This is a genomic window from Streptomyces zagrosensis (assembly GCF_014203645.1).
Classification (GTDB): Bacteria; Actinomycetota; Actinomycetes; order Streptomycetales; family Streptomycetaceae; genus Streptomyces; species Streptomyces zagrosensis.
In genome coordinates this window covers 201,741-218,630 of the sequence record NZ_JACHJL010000011.1, presented here as the reverse complement: position 1 = coordinate 218,630, position 16,890 = coordinate 201,741, and the positions used below count along the sequence as shown (strand labels likewise).

Annotated in this window: 11 protein-coding genes and 1 pseudogene; 9 read left to right on the top strand and 3 right to left on the bottom strand. The window is 70.9% G+C overall.

Annotated features, from left to right (window positions below; all coding sequences use genetic code 11):
- Positions 1-110: 110 nt before the first annotated feature.
- The 4 genes from FHS42_RS21505 (at position 111) to FHS42_RS21490 (ending at position 7,111) form a co-directional block, all read left to right on the top strand.
- Positions 111-2,381, top strand: coding sequence for an MMPL family transporter (locus FHS42_RS21505; RefSeq protein WP_184574350.1), 2,271 nt, complete (start codon positions 111-113; stop codon positions 2,379-2,381).
- Between the two features lie 395 nt (positions 2,382-2,776).
- Positions 2,777-3,610: a M55 family metallopeptidase gene (locus FHS42_RS21500; RefSeq protein WP_184574479.1), complete on the top strand. Its 834-nt coding sequence runs from the start codon at positions 2,777-2,779 to the stop codon at positions 3,608-3,610.
- Between the two features lie 12 nt (positions 3,611-3,622).
- Positions 3,623-4,993, top strand: a complete 1,371-nt coding sequence (locus FHS42_RS21495; protein WP_184574348.1) for a M20/M25/M40 family metallo-hydrolase — start codon at positions 3,623-3,625, stop codon at positions 4,991-4,993.
- Positions 4,994-4,996: 3 nt separating this feature from the next.
- On the top strand, positions 4,997-7,111 hold the full coding sequence (locus FHS42_RS21490) for a prolyl oligopeptidase family serine peptidase (RefSeq protein WP_184574346.1): 2,115 nt from the start codon (positions 4,997-4,999) through the stop codon (positions 7,109-7,111).
- A gap of 230 nt (positions 7,112-7,341) precedes the next feature.
- Here the strand turns inward: FHS42_RS21490 and FHS42_RS21485 are convergent.
- The 3 genes and pseudogenes from FHS42_RS21485 to FHS42_RS21475 all read right to left on the bottom strand — a co-directional run.
- Positions 7,342-8,145, bottom strand: a pseudogene (locus tag FHS42_RS21485) (ABC transporter ATP-binding protein); the annotation flags it as partial.
- Positions 8,146-8,147: 2 nt separating this feature from the next.
- Positions 8,148-9,308, bottom strand: coding sequence for a FecCD family ABC transporter permease (locus FHS42_RS21480; protein WP_184574344.1), 1,161 nt, complete (start codon positions 9,306-9,308; stop codon positions 8,148-8,150).
- Complete coding sequence (locus FHS42_RS21475; RefSeq protein WP_184574475.1) at positions 9,305-10,339, bottom strand: FecCD family ABC transporter permease; 1,035 nt, start codon at positions 10,337-10,339, stop codon at positions 9,305-9,307. The genes FHS42_RS21480 and FHS42_RS21475 overlap by 4 nt, the downstream gene beginning before the upstream one ends.
- Positions 10,340-10,636: 297 nt before the next feature.
- Between FHS42_RS21475 and FHS42_RS21470 the strand changes: the two genes are divergently transcribed.
- The 5 genes from FHS42_RS21470 (at position 10,637) to FHS42_RS21450 (ending at position 16,887) form a co-directional block, all read left to right on the top strand.
- A complete protein-coding gene (locus FHS42_RS21470) occupies positions 10,637-11,638 on the top strand; it encodes an ABC transporter substrate-binding protein (RefSeq protein WP_376772657.1) in 1,002 nt (333 codons plus the stop codon).
- A gap of 423 nt (positions 11,639-12,061) precedes the next feature.
- Positions 12,062-12,841 carry a 2,3-dihydro-2,3-dihydroxybenzoate dehydrogenase gene (locus FHS42_RS21465; RefSeq protein ID WP_184574340.1) on the top strand — a complete coding sequence of 260 codons (780 nt, stop codon included), beginning with the start codon at positions 12,062-12,064 and terminating at the stop codon, positions 12,839-12,841.
- 190 nt (positions 12,842-13,031) lie between these two features.
- On the top strand, positions 13,032-14,417 hold the full coding sequence (dhbC, locus tag FHS42_RS21460; protein ID WP_312866975.1) for an isochorismate synthase DhbC: 1,386 nt from the start codon (positions 13,032-13,034) through the stop codon (positions 14,415-14,417).
- Positions 14,414-16,159 carry a (2,3-dihydroxybenzoyl)adenylate synthase gene (locus tag FHS42_RS21455; RefSeq protein ID WP_184574338.1) on the top strand — a complete coding sequence of 582 codons (1,746 nt, stop codon included), beginning with the start codon at positions 14,414-14,416 and terminating at the stop codon, positions 16,157-16,159. The genes dhbC and FHS42_RS21455 overlap by 4 nt, the downstream gene beginning before the upstream one ends.
- 95 nt (positions 16,160-16,254) lie before the next feature.
- Complete coding sequence (locus tag FHS42_RS21450) at positions 16,255-16,887, top strand: isochorismatase family protein (protein ID WP_184574336.1); 633 nt, start codon at positions 16,255-16,257, stop codon at positions 16,885-16,887.
- Positions 16,888-16,890: the final 3 nt, after the last annotated feature.

Genomic DNA, 16,890 nt, shown 5'->3' with positions numbered 1-16,890 from the left:
TTCCGTAGGGGTGGCTTGTTCCATGTCCTGTGGGCGGGCGGCTCTGGCGCAGCGTCGTCTTGTCCGCCGCCAGGCACCTGGTCGGTCGTTCGAAGTGAGGGATTTGTCAGATGTTCGCTTCTCTGGCCCGGCTCACCTCCGGTCGCAGCAGGCTTGTCCTGTACTTCTCAGGCGTCCTCTTCATCATCGCGGGAGCGTTGGGTGGCGGGGTCATCTCGAAGCTGTCCACCGGTGGCTTTGTCGATGACTCCACCGAGTCGGCCAAGGCCGCAGCGATCATGGAGGACCGGTTTCAGGCGGGCGCCCCCAACCTCACCTTGCTGATCACCGACAAGCGCGGCGTGGACGCGCCCGAGGTGGCCACGGCAGGCCAGGCCATCACCACCCGGCTTGCCAAGGAACCACACGTCGAACGGGCCGTCTCCTACTGGTCGCTGGGCAAGGCCGATTCGCTGCGCGGCAAGGGCGGTGACAGCGCCCTGGTGATGGCGCGTATCTCCGGGGACGAGGACGAAGTAGCGGACCGCTACGAGAAGTTCGCGTCCCGCTATGCGGGTGAGGTCGAAGGCGTCGATGTGGCGATCGGTGGCTCGGCCCGCGCCAACAAGGAGATGTTCGACATCACCGAGGACGACCTCCTCAAGATCGAGATGATCACCTTTCCCATCCTGTTCATCGTGATGCTGTTCGTCTTCCGCAGCCTGGTGGCGGCCACGGTGCCGTTGATGGTCGGCGGTCTGACGATCGTCACCGTGCTGCTGACGATGCGCATCCTGACGTTGTTCACCCAGGTATCGGTGATGGCCACCAACGTGGCCACGGGGCTTGGGCTCGGCCTCGCAATCGACTACAGCCTCATCCTCATCAAGCGGTACAGGGAAGAGCTGGCCAACGGGGCAGACACCGACGGGGCCATCGCCATCGCGCTGCGCACCGCGGGCCGCACCGTCGTCTTCTCGGCCGTCACCGTCGCCCTGGCGATGGGCGCACTCCTCGTCTTCCCCTTCTACTTCCTGCGCTCCTTCGCCTACTCCGGCATCCCCACCGCGCTGCTCGCTGCCCTGATCTCGGTGACCTTCCTGCCTGCGCTGCTCAAGGCGCTGGGGCCACGCATCGACAAGGGCCGCATCCTGGGCAAGAAAAAGCCCACCGTGACCAACCCGGAGGACGGTTTTTGGCATCGGACGGCGGTCACCGTGATGCGCTTCCCGGTGCCGATCGCCGCGGTCGTCATCGGCCTGCTGCTCTTCCTCGGCGCGCCGTTCCTGGACTTGAAGATGAGCCTGGCCGACGAGCGGGTGCTGCCGACGAGCAGTCAGTCGCGCCAGGTGGGCGAGACGCTCCGCAAGGACTTCAACGCCCAGGAGACCCAGGCCCTGAACATCGTGTTGAGCGGCACGCCGGGTAAGGGCGAGCGGGGTGCCATCACCGGTTACGCCCAGCAGCTCTCCCAGTTGGGCAACGTGGCCCGCGTGGACACCGAGGCCGGTACGTTCGCTGGCGGCAAGAAGGTCGCCCCGCCGGGCCCGACGTCCCACCAGATGGGCGTCGCCGACAGCACTTACCTGACGGTGGTGCCCGAAAGCCAGTCGCTGTCCGAGAAGGGCCGGGAACTGGTGCGGGACATCAGGGCGCTCGACGCCCCGTACGACGTGCAGGTCAGTGGCCCCGCCGCGGAGCTCCACGACGGCATAGAGTCGATGACCGACAAGTTGCCGCTTGGCCTTGGCGTGATCGCGATCAGCTCGTTCATCGTGCTGTTCCTGTTCACCGGCAGTGTGGTGCTGCCGCTGAAGGCGCTCGTGCTGAACTGTCTGAGTCTGAGTGCCACGCTCGGCGTGTTGGTGTGGGGCTTCCAAGACGGCCACCTGGAGGGCTGGGTCGGCGACTTCGCCGTCACCGGAACGATCACCTGGACCGTGCCGGTGCTGCTGTTTTGCATCGCCTTCGGCCTGTCCATGGACTATGAGGTCTTTTTGCTCTCCCGTATCAAGGAGGAGCACGACCGCACCCAGGACAACACCAAGGCGGTGGCCCGCGGCCTTGAGCACACCGGCTCGACGGTCACCGCCGCCGCCGCGCTCATCTCCATCGTCTTCCTCGGCTTTGTGTTCAGCTCCATCAGCTATATGAAGGCCGTTGGTCTTGGCATCGCGCTCGCGGTGCTCATGGACGCGACGCTGGTGCGTGGCGTGCTGGTGCCTGCCTTCATGCGGCTGGCGGGCCGCGCCAACTGGTGGTCACCCGGCCCGTTGCGGGCGCTGCACGCCAGGTTTGGTCTGCACGAGGGTGACGGGCCCCCCGTCGCCCCCGGCGCGGCCAACGTCACCGATGCAGCCGACGCCGGCGAGCGCGACCTGGAGTCCACCCACCGCGACTAACGCCTAGGCAGGTGGCGTAGCGGTGGCGCAGGGAGGCGATCGGTGCCCCTGCGCCACCGCCATGACGGTGCCGAGCCGCGTAGCCGGCCGAGAAGCCGAGAAAGGGGCGCAGGGGCGCCGTCCGTGCCCGGTCGCCGCTGCTGGCCCGATCGATTCGGTGCGCGGGGCTCGGGCGGATCGCCCGGGCACGCCCCCGTGAGCCGCGGGCCATGGTGAGGCACAGTGAGGTACGTAGACAGGCAGCCTTCCACCCGCGTGCGCTCACGGCCTGGCGTACGCAGGCGGAGGGGTGCGCTCGATGCTCCCTGACGCAGCGGCGGCCCCGGAATCGATACCGGCCACCGGTGTCACAACGGGTGCGCATGGCCCCCCACCCGCGATAGGACTGATGCATGGTGAAGATCCTCGTTTCCGCGGACATGGAAGGCGCCACCGGCGTGACCTGGCCCGCCGATGTGCTGCCAGGGACGCCGCAGTGGGAGCGCTGTCGAGCGCTGTTCACCTCCGATGTGAACGCGGCCGTCACCGGCTTCTTCGATGGCGGCGCCGACGAGGTGCTGATCAACGAGGCGCATTCGACGATGCGTAACCTGCTGCTGGAACGGTTGGACGAGCGTGCCCAGCTGCTGACCGGGCGGCACAAGGCCCTGAGCATGGTGGAGGGCGTCCAGCACGGGGACGTAGACGGCATAGCGTTTGTCGGCTACCACACGGGTGCCGGAACCGAGGGCGTGCTCGCGCACACCTATCTCGCCAACTCCATCACCGGCGTGTGGGTGAATGGCACCCGGGCCAGCGAGGGGCTGCTCAATGCGTTGGTGGTCGCCGAGTACGGGGTGCCCGTGGTGCTGGTCACCGGCGACGACCGGACCTGCGATGACGCCAAGGGGTATGCGCCACAGGCCAGGTCGGTCGCGGTCAAGGACTACGTGTCGCGGTACGCGGCCGTGTGCCGCACCCCGGCCCGTACCGCCGCCGACATCCTCACCGCCGCGCGTGAGGCGACCGCGCTGGCCGTACGCGGCGAACCGGAATGTGTTGGTCCGCATGAGGTGGAGCTGGAGTTCGACGCCGAACATCTGGTGGGAGCTGCGACGGTGGTGCCAGGTGTGGAGCGGCGAGGCGAGCGACGGGTGGCCTATACCTCCCCGTCGATGTACGAGGGCATCCGCTGTTTCAAGGCGGTGACCACCGTCGTGTCGTCGGCGGTCGAGGAACAGTACGGCTGAGCGGGGGAGCACATGACACCGACCAACGACAACGGCACGCCCGGCGGGCGCGCACTGGACGGGCAGGCCCTTGAGGAGGTGGTGCGCTTCACCTCGGAGCTGATCAGGATCGACACCACCAACCGGGGTGGTGGCTCGTGCTGGGAGCGGCCGGCCGCCGAGTACGTGGCCGAGCGGCTGAGCGAGGCAGGCGTGGAAGCCGCCTTGCTCGAACAGTCGCCGGGCCGTACCAATGTGGTCGCCAGGATCGAGGGTCGGGACCGGGCGGCTCCCGCGCTGCTGGTGCACGGGCATCTCGACGTCGTGCCGGCCGAGGCGGCCGACTGGAGCGTGCACCCGTTTTCCGGGGAGCTTCGCGACGGCGTGGTGTGGGGCCGGGGCGCCATCGACATGAAGAACATGGACGCGATGATGGTCGCCGTCATCAGGGCCTGGCAGCGGCTGGGCGTACGGCCGCGGCGCGACGTCGTCCTTGCCTTCACCGCCGATGAGGAAGACAGCGCACGGGCGGGCTCCGGCTTCCTCGCCGACCAGCACGCCGAACTCTTCGACGGCTGCACCGAAGGCGTCAGTGAGTCCGGCGCCTTCACCTACCACGGCACGACGCCGGGCTCCGACCGAGTACGGCGGCTCTACCCGGTCGGGGCGGGGGAGCGGGGCACCGCCTGGCTCAAGCTCACCGCGCGCGGCCGGGCCGGACACGGCTCGAAGACCAACGACAACAACGCGGTCACCCGCCTCGCGGCGGCCGTCACCCGCATCGGTGAGCACCGCTGGCCCGTGCGCCTGACGCCCACGGTACGGGCCGCGCTGACCGAACTCGCCGCGCTGTACGGCGTCAAGGCGGAGTTGGACGCCCCGGACTTCGATGTGGAGGCGCTCCTCGCCGAGCTCGGCAGCGCCGCCGCACTGGTCGAACCCACCGTGCGCAACAGCACCAACCCCACGATGCTGGATGCCGGTTACAAGGTGAACGTCATTCCCGGCAGCGCCAGCGCGTACATCGACGGGCGGGTGCTGCCCGGCACGCAGGAAGAGTTCGCGGCCACCCTTGACGAGCTCACCGGGCCCGGCGTGGAGTGGGAGTACCACCATCGGGAGGTGCCGCTGGGGGCGCCGGTGGACTCGCCCACCTTCGCGGCGATGCGCGCGGCCATCGAGCGCTACGACCCGGACGGGCATGTCGTGCCGTACTGCATGGCGGGCGGCACCGACGCCAAGCAGTTCTCCCGCCTCGGCATCACCGGATACGGCTTTTCACCGCTGAAGCTCCCCCGGGGCTTCGACTACGCGGCGCTCTTTCACGGCGTGGACGAACGGGTGCCGGTCGAGGCCCTGCACTTCGGCGTCCGCGTACTCGACCACTTTCTGCGGGAGGCATAGAAGATGGTGTCCACGGCCCCGTACGGAGCTTGGCGGTCCCCGATCGGTGCGGCGCTCACCGCGGCGCACACGGGTGGCCCGGAGGATGTGGGGGTGGTCGGTGACGAGGTGTGGTGGACGGCGCCGCGCCCCGAGGAGAGCGGTCGTCGCACGCTGATCCGCAGCCGGGCGGGGGCTGGTGAACAGGTGGTGCTGCCTCCGCCGTGGAACGTCCGCAGCCGGGTCATGGAGTACGGCGGCGCCCCTTGGGTCGCCACCGCGCGCGCCGCGGGTGGACCGCTGCTGGTGTTCAGCAACTTCGACGACCAGCGGCTGTACGCGTACGAGCCGGACGCCCCCGGCACGCCCGACGCCGAAGCCGCCGAGCCCCGGCCGCTCACCCCCCTCTCGGCTGTTGGGGGCGGGCTGCGCTGGGTCGATCTGGTGTTGCTGGCCGACCGCGCTGAGGTGTGGGGCGTCCTGGAAGAGTTCACCGGGCCCGCGCCAACGGATGTGCGCCGCGTACTCGCCGCCGTACCGCTCGATGGTTCGGCCGCGAACGACCGGACCGTCATCCGCGAACTCACCAACGACGTGCACCGCTTCCTCACCGGGCCGCGGCTGTCGCCGGACGGGCGGCACGCGGTGTGGATCGCCTGGGACCACCCCCGGATGCCGTGGGACGGCACCGAGTTGAAGATCGCAGACGTGAGCGAAGACGGGGCGCTGAAGGGCGTACGGACCTTGCTCGGTGGGCCCGCCGAGTCCATCGCCCAGGCCGAATGGGCGGCCGATGGCACGCTGATCGCCGCGAGCGACCGTACCGGCTGGTGGAACCTGCACCGAGTCGATCCACGCAGCGGGGTCGCGGTCAATCTCTGCCCGCGCGACGAGGAATTCGCCGGGCCGCTGTGGAAGGTCGGCTTTCGCTGGTTCGCGCCGCTGGCCAGCGGGTTGATCGCCGTCCTCCACGGCCGGGGCGCCATGTCGCTTGGGATACTTGACCCGCGTGCCGAGGACGCCACGGCAGGCGAGGGCGCGGGTCGGGCCGACAGCGTGCACCCGGGTGTCACGGAGGACGACGCGACGGCGAGGCCCGCCGGTCATGGCAGTGGCGCCGGTGCACAACAGCCGGTGGACGCGGTCGGGCCCTGGACCGAGTGGCAGCCGACGCTCGCCGTGGACGGCACCCGGGTCATCGGTGTGGCGGCGAGCCCGAGCAGCGGGTACGAGGTCGTCGAGTTGGACACCTGCACCGGTCATGCCCGGGTGATAGGCGAGGCTCATACCGATCTGGTGGACCCGGCGTACTACCCCGAGCCGGTGTCCCGCACCTTCAGCGGGCCCGGCGGGCGCGACATCCACACCCACCTCTACCCGCCGCGCAACCCGAACCACCAGGCACCGGACGGCGAACTGCCGCCCTACGTCGTGTGGGCCCACGGCGGGCCCACCAGTCGCGCGCCGCAGGTCCTCAGCCTGGAGGTCGCCTACTTCACCTCGCGCGGCATCGGCGTCGTCGTGGTGAACTATGGGGGTTCGACCGGTTATGGCAGGGCCTACCGGGAGCGGCTGCGCGAGCAATGGGGCGTGGTGGACGTGGAAGACTGCGCCGCCGCGGCCCAGGCGCTGGCCGCCGATGGCAGCGCTGACCTTGACCGACTGGCGATCCGCGGCGGCAGCGCGGGCGGTTGGACCACCGCCGCCTCCCTCACCAGCACCTCCCTGTACGCGTGCGGCACCATCAGCTTCCCCGTACTTGACCTCGTGAGCTGGGCGACCGATGACACCCACGACTTCGAGGCGCAGTATCTGGAGAGCCTGATCGGGCCGTTGGCCGAGGTGCCAGAGCGCTACCGCGAGCGCTCCCCGCTCCAGCAGGCCGACCAGTTGCGGGCACCGTTCCTCCTGCTCCAGGGGCTCGACGACGCGATCTGCCCACCGGTGCAGTGCGAACGCTTCCTGACGGCGATCGAGGGTCGCGGCATCCCGCACGCCTACCTGGCCTTCGCTGGCGAGGGCCACGGCTTTCGGCGTGCGGAGTCGATCGTCCAGGCGCTGGAGGCGGAACTGTCGCTGTACGGGCAGGTCTTCGGCTTCTCGCCGGAGGGCATTGTGCCGGTCGAACTGGCGCCGTAACCGGGCGCTGTCCGACGTTGTCCGACGTTGTCCGACGTTGTCCGACGTTGTCCGACGCTGCCGGCGGGGCCTCACCCCGTGGGCAGGGTCGCCTCCTTGGCCGTTGCCTCTCCCGTGCCCGCAGCGCCGGTTCGCGCGGGTTGGTCCTGCTCGGCGTCCCGCGAGCTGTCGTGCCGGCCGGGCTGCTGCTCCGCCGCTCGCGCCGCGTCCGGGCCCTCGTGCGCCGGCACCGCGGCGCGAGACCTCGGGACCACCACGGGGGAGCCGTCGCCCGGGGCCGCCAGAATGTCGGCGGGCACGCCGTACAACTGCCGTACCAGCGCCGCGTCCACCACCTCGCGGGGCGGGCCGTAAGCCACCACCGTGCCCTCGCACATCGCCACGATCACATCCGCGTAGCGGGCTGCGCTGGTCAGGTCGTGCAGCACCATCACCACGGTGCGACCGGCGGCGGCCACCTCGCGCACCAGCTCCAGCACCTCCACCGCATGGCCGAGGTCCAGGGCGCTGGTGGGCTCGTCCAGGAGCACCACCGGGGTCTCCTGCGCCAGCACCATCGCCAGCCAGCAGCGCTGGCGCTGGCCGCCGGAGAGTTGGTCAAGGCGCCGGTCGGCCAGGTCGGTCACGCCGGTGGCGGTCAGCGCTGCGCGCACCGCACGCTCGTCCTCGCGCGACCACTGCCTGAACAATCCCTGATGGGGGTGGCGCCCGTACCGTACGAGGCCGGCGACGGTCACCGCCTCGGGCGCCTGCGGGGACTGCGGGAGCAACGAGATGCGGTGCGCCGCCTGGCGCTGCCGCAACTGCCAGATGTCATCGCCGCCGACCTGAACGGTGCCCGTATGGGGCTGGTGCAGCCGCGCCATGGCGCGCAGCAGCGTGGACTTGCCACAGCCGTTGGGGCCGACGATCGCCACGACCTGGCCCGCCGCAATGGTGAGGTCCACACCGCGCACGGCGAGCCGAGCGGGCTCGCTCTTGTTGGCTGAGCCCGCCGGGTAGCCGGCCTTGAGCCGTTCGACGACGAGTTCCACGGTCATGCCTTTCTGGAAGAGGAGCCGCCGAACAGCACCCATAGCAGGAACGGTCCGCCAAGCACGCTGGTCACCACGCCCACGGGGATCTCCACGGGGGCCACGACCCGGCCCAGTGCGTCGCTCGCCGCCACCAGCGCCGCGCCCGCTAGGGCCGAGCCGACGATGGGCACCCGGGTCGGCCCGTACAACTGGGTGGCGATGATCGGCGAGGCGAGCGCAACGAAGGTGATGGGGCCGCCGATGCCGACCGCCACCCCGGCCAGCGCCACGGCGAGGGCAAGGGTGAGGCCGCGCAGCAGCGGCACGTTGAGGCCGAGGGCCGCGGCCATGTCGTCGTCGAAGCGCAGCACGCTCAGCCGCCGCCCGGCAACCAGCGCCAGCGGGACCAGGACCAGCAAGCACAGCGCGAGGGGCTCCCCCACCCCGTAATCGCGCCCGCTGAGGCTACCGACGCTCCACAGAAACACGCCGCCCGCCGTGTTGTCGTTCTGGCGGGACATCACCAGGTCGCTGACCGCGCCGATGACGGTGGACACGCCGATGCCGACGACCAGGACTCGATAACCGCGGGTGCCGGCGCCACCCGCGCACAGCACCACCAGGGCCGCCGCACCCGCCGCGCCCAGCGGGCCGAGCCACCAGTCGCCGACCATCGCGGTGGAACTGCCCACCACGGAGGCGACGACGGCGGCGGTGGCGCCCTCGTTGACGCCGATCACATCCGGGGTGGCCAAGCGGTTGCCCGCCAGGGTCTGGGTGAGGCAGCCGGCGATGCCCAAGGCGGCGCCCACCAGCAGACCGACCACGATGCGCGGCAGCCGAAAGTCCTGAACGAGCATCACCGTCAGCGGATCGCCGGTGCCGAGCAGCCCGTTCAGCGACGCGCGGACGCTCATGCCGGTCGAACTGGCCAGGGTGGCCAGCGCAACGATGACCGCGATGACGGCCGAGAGTCCGAGCGAGACGAGCGCGGCCCGGTAGGGGAGGAGCCAAGAGAGGGTGCCGGTACGCAGCACGATGCTGTCGCTCGGGGCGACGCTGCCGAAGTCCGCACGCGGCGAGGCCGTTGCGCGGCCGGTGGCCGGGGCCGGTTGGGCCGCTTCGGGAGCGGGCGCGGGCTCGGGGGTGGCCGGCGCCGGGTGCGTAGCGCGGTCCGTCATGCGCCTGCTCCCGGGGTGCCGAGGCCAAGAAGGCGGTTGGTGCGGGCGATCCAGATGAGCAGCGGCCCGCCGAGCAGTGCCAACAGGACGCTCACGGGGGTCTCCCAGGGGCGGATGACGATCCGGGCCAAGATGTCGGCAGCGACCATGATGTTGGCGGCGATCAGCGCGGACAGCAGCAACTGGGCGGTCAGCCGTGGCCCGGTGACCAGCCGTGCCGCGTACGGGGCGAGCAGTCCAAGGAAGGCGATCGGCCCGGCGAGCGCCACCGCGGCCCCGGCGAGCAGCGTCACCGCGGCGGCGACCACCAGCCGGATGCGGCCCGGGTGGTGGCCGAGCGCCCGGGCGCTGTCGTCTCCGAGGGCCAGCGCGGACAACGGGCGGCTGGAACCGAAGGCGATGGCCAGGCCGATGACGATCAGTGGGGCGATGGACAGCGCGGTACGCGTCTCCACGCCGGCCAACGAGCCGATGGTCCAGTAGCGGTACACATCGAACGTGGACTGGGTGCCAAGGAGTACGTACGAGGTCATGCCGTGAAAGGTGGCGCCGAGCGCGGACCCGGCCAGCACCAGCCGTAGCGGTGAGGCGGCAGCGCGCCCGGATGCGGCGAGCAGCAGGACGACGGCGCTCGCGGCCATGCCGCCGACCAGCGCCCAGACGAGGATGCCGTACGCCGAGCTCACGTCGAAGTAGGTCAGCCCGATGACGACGCCGAGCGCCGCACCCGAGTTGACGCCGAGCAGTCCGGTCTCGGCGAGCGGATTGCGGGTGACGGCCTGGAGCAGGCAGCCCGCGGCGCCGAGCGCGACGCCCACCAGGACGGCGGCGATGGTACGCGGCAGCCGTACGTCCACCACGGCCAGGTGCAGCGCCGCATCGGCACGGGCCGACGAGTCGCCGAGTACGAAGTCGAGCGCGCGCCCCATCGACGTCTTGCCGGAACCGATCAGTAGAGAGAGCAGGCACAGCACGAGCAGGGCCGCGATCAAAGCGGCGGTGGCCCACGCCGTGGGGCGGTGCCTGGTCATCGTGGGCCTCGTCACGTCGGTGGGAGGCCCGGCCTCTTGCGCAACGGACATGAGGGTAGCCTAACCTCACAGTTGACCCGGGGTGCCGGGTGGGTCGCCGGACCCACCCGTCGATCGCCATGCCCCGGTGGTGCGCGCTTTCTCGCCGTGACCAGCGGCGGAAGCCGCACGGCCACACCGGCCACGGGAACTCCCGTACGCCGGCTGAACACTTCGGAGAACCGCATGTCCTCGTCCCCGTCCTCTTCTTCGTCTGCTGGGTCTTCGTCCGCTGTGTCTGTGCCGGCAGGGTCGGCTGTGCCGGCTGGGCTGGTTGGGCCGGCTGGATCGCGGTCCGCGCGCAGCCGGCTGACCGCGGTCGCCGTCCTCACGCTCGCCTGCGCCCTTACGCTCTCCGCTTGCGGGTCCGACGACTCGGACGGTTCCGACAAGGGAGGCGACAAGGTCAAGGGGGACGTGCGGACGATCAAGGACGCGACCGGTGCGTCGGTCAAGGTGCCCGCAGCTCCCCAGCGGGTCGTGGCGCTCAGCGAGATGGACCTCGACACCGCGCTTGCCCTCGGTGTGCAGCCGGTTGGCCTGACGGCGGGCCGGGGACAAAAGGGTGCGCCGGAGTACCTGGCGGACAAGGCGAAGGACATTGACGTCGTGGGCGCGGTCACCGGTCCCGACATCGAGAAGGTCGTCGCCGCCAAGCCGGATGTGATCCTGGCTGGGCAGATCGCCGATGGTCAGGTCCTCAAGCAGCTCCGTACCGTCGCGCCGACCGTGGTGACCATCGGCAAGGACAAGAGCTGGAAGTCCGCGCTCGACCTGACGGGTGAGGTGCTCAACAAGCAGTCCGCGGCCAAGGCGTTTCTGGCCGGCTACGACAAGCGGTTGGACGAGGTCAAGAAGTCGCTTGGGGACAAGGCCGGTTCGACGGTGAGCGTGGCCCGCTACTCGGCCAAGGGCACCGCCGTCATGCAGCAGGGCGTGTTCATCAGCGATGTGCTGAAGGACCTGGGCTTCAAGCGGCCGGGGCTGCAAAACAAGAAGGGCGCCGGGCACTCGACGCCCCTCAGCGACGAGGACATTCAGCAGATCGACGCCGACTGGCTGTTCATCGGCACGCTCGCATCCAAGGGCAAGGACGCGAACGTGTTCGGCGAGCTGAAGAAGAAGCCCGCCTACCGGCAGCTCGACGCCGTCAAGGGCGGTCACGTGACGGAGATCGACGGCTCCAAGTGGACGAGCCTGGGTGGCTCCCTCGCGGCCATGTCGGTGCTGGAGGACATCCAGCAGGCCATGGGTAAGTAAGCCCACACGGTGGGGCGAGCGGGGGCCGGTGGCGCGAGCCGTCGCCCGCTCGCCCCGTCTCGTTGCCGGGTCTCGTTGCCGGCGCGCGTCCGCGCGTCCGCGCGGGGCTGGCCCTGCGGCCCGCACCCCGTGCCCCACCCGCCCCGTGCGTCGTTCGCTGTGTGCGCCGCCTTCATCCTCGCTGGCGGCTTCCGCCGCTGGTCCCCGTCGCCGGTTACGGCGGCTGGTTTCGGTGACTGGTTTCGGCGGCGAGACCCCCGTACGCGAAAGGCCCAACGGGCCCCGAACGTCGGGCAGTAGGCCCGGATCTCGGCCGGCTGGAAGCGGGCCTCGCCTGCCGTGAGAGGCCCGTCACCTGGGGCTGAATGGCTACGCATGTTAAGTTAGGGTTGCCTAAGTTCGATCAGGTCGAGGGGACATCACGTGCAGCAGCCAGAACTCGCCGGGCGGATCGCGCTGGTCACCGGCGCGGGCCAGGGCATAGGCGAGGCAGTGGCCCGGACTCTCGCCGATCGAGGGGCCCGTGTCGCCGCCATCGACCGAAACGCCGAGGGCATCACGCTACTTGAGAAGGAGTACGGCGCCGCCCGGATCGTCGCGCACACCGCCGACGTCACGGACAGCGCCGCCATTGACGCCGTCGTGGACACCGTGGAAGCCGCCATCGGCCCGATCGGCATCCTGGTCAACGTCGCCGGGGTGCTCCGCCCCTCCCGGGTGGCCGATCTGACCGACCAGGACTGGAACGACACCTTCGCCGTCAACACCACCGGCGTCTTCCACACCTGTCGCGCTGTCACCCGCTTGATGAGCGAACGCCGCTCCGGCTGCGTGGTGACCGTCGGTTCCAACGCGGCGGGAGTGCCGCGTACCAGCATGGCCGCCTACGCCGCTTCCAAGGCCGCCGCCACCATGTTCACCAAGTGCCTTGGCCTGGAACTGGCCCGCAGCGGTGTCCGCTGCAACGTCGTATCGCCGGGGTCAACCGACACCGCCATGCAGCGGCAGTTGTGGACCGACCCGCAGGCCCCGCTGCGGGTCATCGACGGCGACCCCGCCTCCTACCGGGTGGGCATCCCGCTCGGCCGGATCGCCGAACCGTCCGATATCGCCGAGGCGGTCGCCTTCCTCGTCTCCGACCGGGCCCGCCACATCACGATGCATGACCTGTACGTGGACGGCGGCGCCACGCTGCGCGCCTGACCCAACCTGCCAACCCGCCGCCCTCACCCGCCCTGCCACCCCGGCACCCCCACCCACCGCGACCGAACCCGCCTCGCGGCCGGCGGCGGCCTCGCCCCGGGCCGTAACCCGGCCGCGGGCCACGCCAGTCCGCGGCCTGGCGCCACAACCCCCCGACCGGTGCCACCGCACCGAAGGAATGGAGCAGCAGGTGACGACGACACGCGAGGTCGCCGAGCGCCCGATGGCCGGTCCGTCCGAGCCGGACTCTGCCCCCGGGCAGCCCGGCCAGACGACCACGGAACGCGCCGCAGGCGCACCACGTGACGAGGAGGACACCGCAGCCGGCACGGCCCGTACCACCAGGGTCAAACCGGCGCGCGGCATAGCACGCGCTGCCTCCACGCCGCGGCAAACCCGGGCGGTGGACGCCGACTCGGTCGGCGCTGCCACCGCGCTGCTCGACGCCTACACCGCGGGCGACGCCCGATTCTTCGCCTCGCCCACCAGGACCCTGCTCACCCATGGCGTACGCGCCGAGGTCCCGCACGACGACCGGCCGTTGCCCCGCCGGGTCGCCGAGACGCTGGCCGCACAGGCGAGCGCCGGCAACCGGGCGCCGCTGGTCGTCGGCGCCGTGCCCTTCGATCAGTCGGCGCCCGCCGCGCTCGCCGTCCCCGTAACTGCCCGCTGGGCGCCGCCGCTCGGCGAGGACCCGCTGATCGCGCTGCCCGCCGCCGCGCCCGAGGCCACCGGCTGGACCGTACGCCCGGTTCCCGAGCCCGAGACGTATGGTGCGGCCGTTGCTGCCGCCGTGGCCCGCATGCGGCGCGGCGAGTTCAGCAAGGTCGTCCTCGCCAGGACCCTGGAGCTGACCTCACCGACCGCGCTCGACCTGCCCGCCATGGTGCAGCGGCTCGCCCGCCGCGACCCCGGCGGCTACACCTTCGCCCTTCCCGCTGGCCCCGGCCGCACACTGCTCGGCGCGAGCCCCGAACTCCTGGTCACCCGGCGCGGCGGGCACCTGATCGCCAACCCGCTGGCGGGCTCCACGCCGCGCAGCGCCGACCTCGCCGAGGACGTCCGCAGGGCAGCGGCGCTCCTGGAGTCGGAGAAGGACCTGCACGAACACGCCGTCGTCGTCGCCGCGGTACGTGCCGCACTCGCCCCCTTCTGCGCCACCATCAACGTGCCCGAACGCCCCACGCTGGTGCGTACCGCCGCCATGTGGCACCTGTCCACCACCGTTACCGGCGAGCTGGCCGAGCGCGCTGGGCGCACCGCGTCCGCCCTGGAGTTGGCCTGCGCCCTGCACCCCACCCCGGCCGTGTGCGGAACGCCGACCGACCTGGCCCGCGAGGTCATCGGCGAACTCGAACCCTTCGACCGCGGTCTGTATACCGGCATGGTCGGCTGGGAGGATGCCAGTGGTGACGGCGAATGGGTCGTCACCATCCGCTGCGCGGAGGCGGAGCAGCGCACGCTGCGCCTCTACGCGGGCGCCGGTGTCGTCGATGCCTCCACGCCGCAGGCCGAGACCGCCGAGACCGGTGCGAAGTTCCAGACGTTCCTGCACGCGGTAGGGGTTGAACAGTGAGTACGCCGACCTGGCCGAGCGAGTACGCCGAGCGCTACCGGGCCGCCGGATGGTGGCGCGGCGAGACGTTCGGGGGGCTGCTGCGCGATCGTGCAGCTCGGCATCCGGACCGGATAGCGATCGTGGACCCGGCGCCCGCGCCCGGCGCGCCCGAGGGGCGACGCTGGAGCTACGGCGAACTCGACGCCCGCGCCGACCGGCTCGCCGCCGGCTTTTTGGCCCGCGGCATCGGCAAGGGCGATCGGGTGGTGCTCCAGCTCCCCAACGTCGCCGAGTTCTTCGAGGTGATGTTCGCGCTGTTCCGCATCGGCGCACTGCCCGTCTTCGCGCTGCCGGCGCACCGCGAGAGCGAGGTTCGCTACTTCTGCGACTTCAGCGAGGCCGCCGCGTACATCATTCCCGCCGTGCACGGCGGGTTCGACTACCGCGAACTGGCCACCACGGTCCGCCGACAGGTCCCCACGCTGCGCCATGTGTTCGTCGCGGGCGGGGCCGATGGCGCGGGCGAGCACACCGCGCTCACGGACGTGGCGCGCGAGCCGGTGCCCATCACCGATCCGCCGGCCCCCGCTGACCTCGCCTTCCTTCAACTCTCCGGCGGCAGCACCGGCGTCCCCAAGCTCATCCCGCGCACCCACGACGACTACATCTACTCGCTGTGGGGCTCCAACGAGATCTGCGCCGTGGACGAGGACAGCGTCTACCTGTGCGCCTTGCCCGCGGCCCACAACTTCCCGCTCAGCTCGCCGGGCACCCTTGGCGCGCTGTACGCGGGCGCCCGCGTCGTGCTCAGCCCGCAGCCGAGCCCCGATGTGGCCTTTCCGCTCATCGAGCGGGAGCGAGTCACCCTCACCGGTCTGGTGCCGCCCCTGGCGCTGGCCTGGATCGAGGCGGCCCAGCGCGGCGAGCACGACCTGTCCAGCCTTGAGGTATTGCTCGTCGGCGGCGCCAAGTTCAGCGAGGAGGCTGCCCGCCGGGTGCGGCCCGCTCTGGGCTGCACGCTCCAGCAGGTGTTCGGCATGGCGGAGGGGCTGGTCAACTACACGCGCCTGGACGACGACGAGGAGACCATCGTCACCACCCAGGGTCGCCCCATCTCGCCCGACGACGAGGTACGCGTCGTGGACGACGAGGACAACGACCTGCCCGCCGGCGCCACCGGACACCTCCTCACCCGCGGCCCGTACACCATCCGCGGCTACTGGCGCGCCCCCGAGCACAACGCCACCGCCTTCACGCCCGACGGCTTCTACCGCACCGGTGATGTGGTGCGGCAGACCGCGGCCGGCTATCTGGTGGTGGAGGGCCGGGCCAAGGACCAGATCAACCGAGGCGGCGAAAAGGTCGCCGCCGAGGAGATCGAAAACCACATCCTGGCCCACCCGGCCGTGCACGATGTCGCCGTGGTCTCCATGCCCGACGCCTACCTCGGTGAGCGCACCTGTGCGTACATCGTGCTGCGCGAAGGTGCCGCGCCGGTCCGCTCCCTGGCCATCAAGAAGTTCGTCCGCGAGCGCGGGCTCGCCGCCTACAAGGTGCCCGACCGCGTCGAGTTCATCGAGGCGTTCCCGCAGACCGGTGTCGGCAAGGTCAGCAAGAAGGACCTCCGGGCGGCCATCACCGCCCAACTCGCCGCCCGCCCAGCCGCCGCCAAGGCGCCCGATGGCTCGCTGGAGCCCGGGGCTGCGGCACCGGCTGGACTGCCTGCTCCGCAGCCGCACGCCGGAGCGCCGGCCCCCTGACGCGCGCCTTGCCCCGTCGCGGGCCCGCTCGTCTCCGCACGCCGGGCGCACCGCGCCACCCCGCTCAGCCCTGAAGCCCCGAAAGGCCACCCGTCATGGCACTGCCCGCCATCGCGCCGTATCCGATGCCCACCGCAGCCGATCTGCCCACCAACAAGGTGGCGTGGACGGCTGACCCGGGCCGCGCTGTGCTGCTCGTACACGACCTGCAAAACTACTTTCTGTCCGCGTTCGACCAGGGCGCGTCGCCGGTGACCGAACTGCTGGCGAACGTGGCACGGCTGAAGAAGGACTGCGCCCGGCTCGGGGTCCCCGTCGTGTACTCCGCGCAGCCCGGTGGCCAAAGCCCCGCCGAGCGCGGCCTCCAACAGGACTTTTGGGGCCCTGGGCTGCCCGACGACGAGCACGCCAAGGCCATCGCCGCGGCGGTCGCCCCGGGCGCGGGGGACACCGTGCTGACCAAGTGGAAGTACAGCGCGTTCGTGCGTACCGATCTCGCCGAGCGGATGGCCGCACAGGGCCGCGACCAGTTGATCATCGTCGGCGTGTACGCCCATATCGGCGTCCTGATGAGCGCCTGCGACGCCTGGATGCGCGACATCAAGTCGTTCCTGGTCGCCGACGCGGTCGCCGACTTCTCCGCCGCCGACCACGAGTTGGCGCTGCGTTACGCCGCCGCCAAATGCGCCGTCGTCACCACCACCGACACCATTTTCGAGGGGAAGTAACCG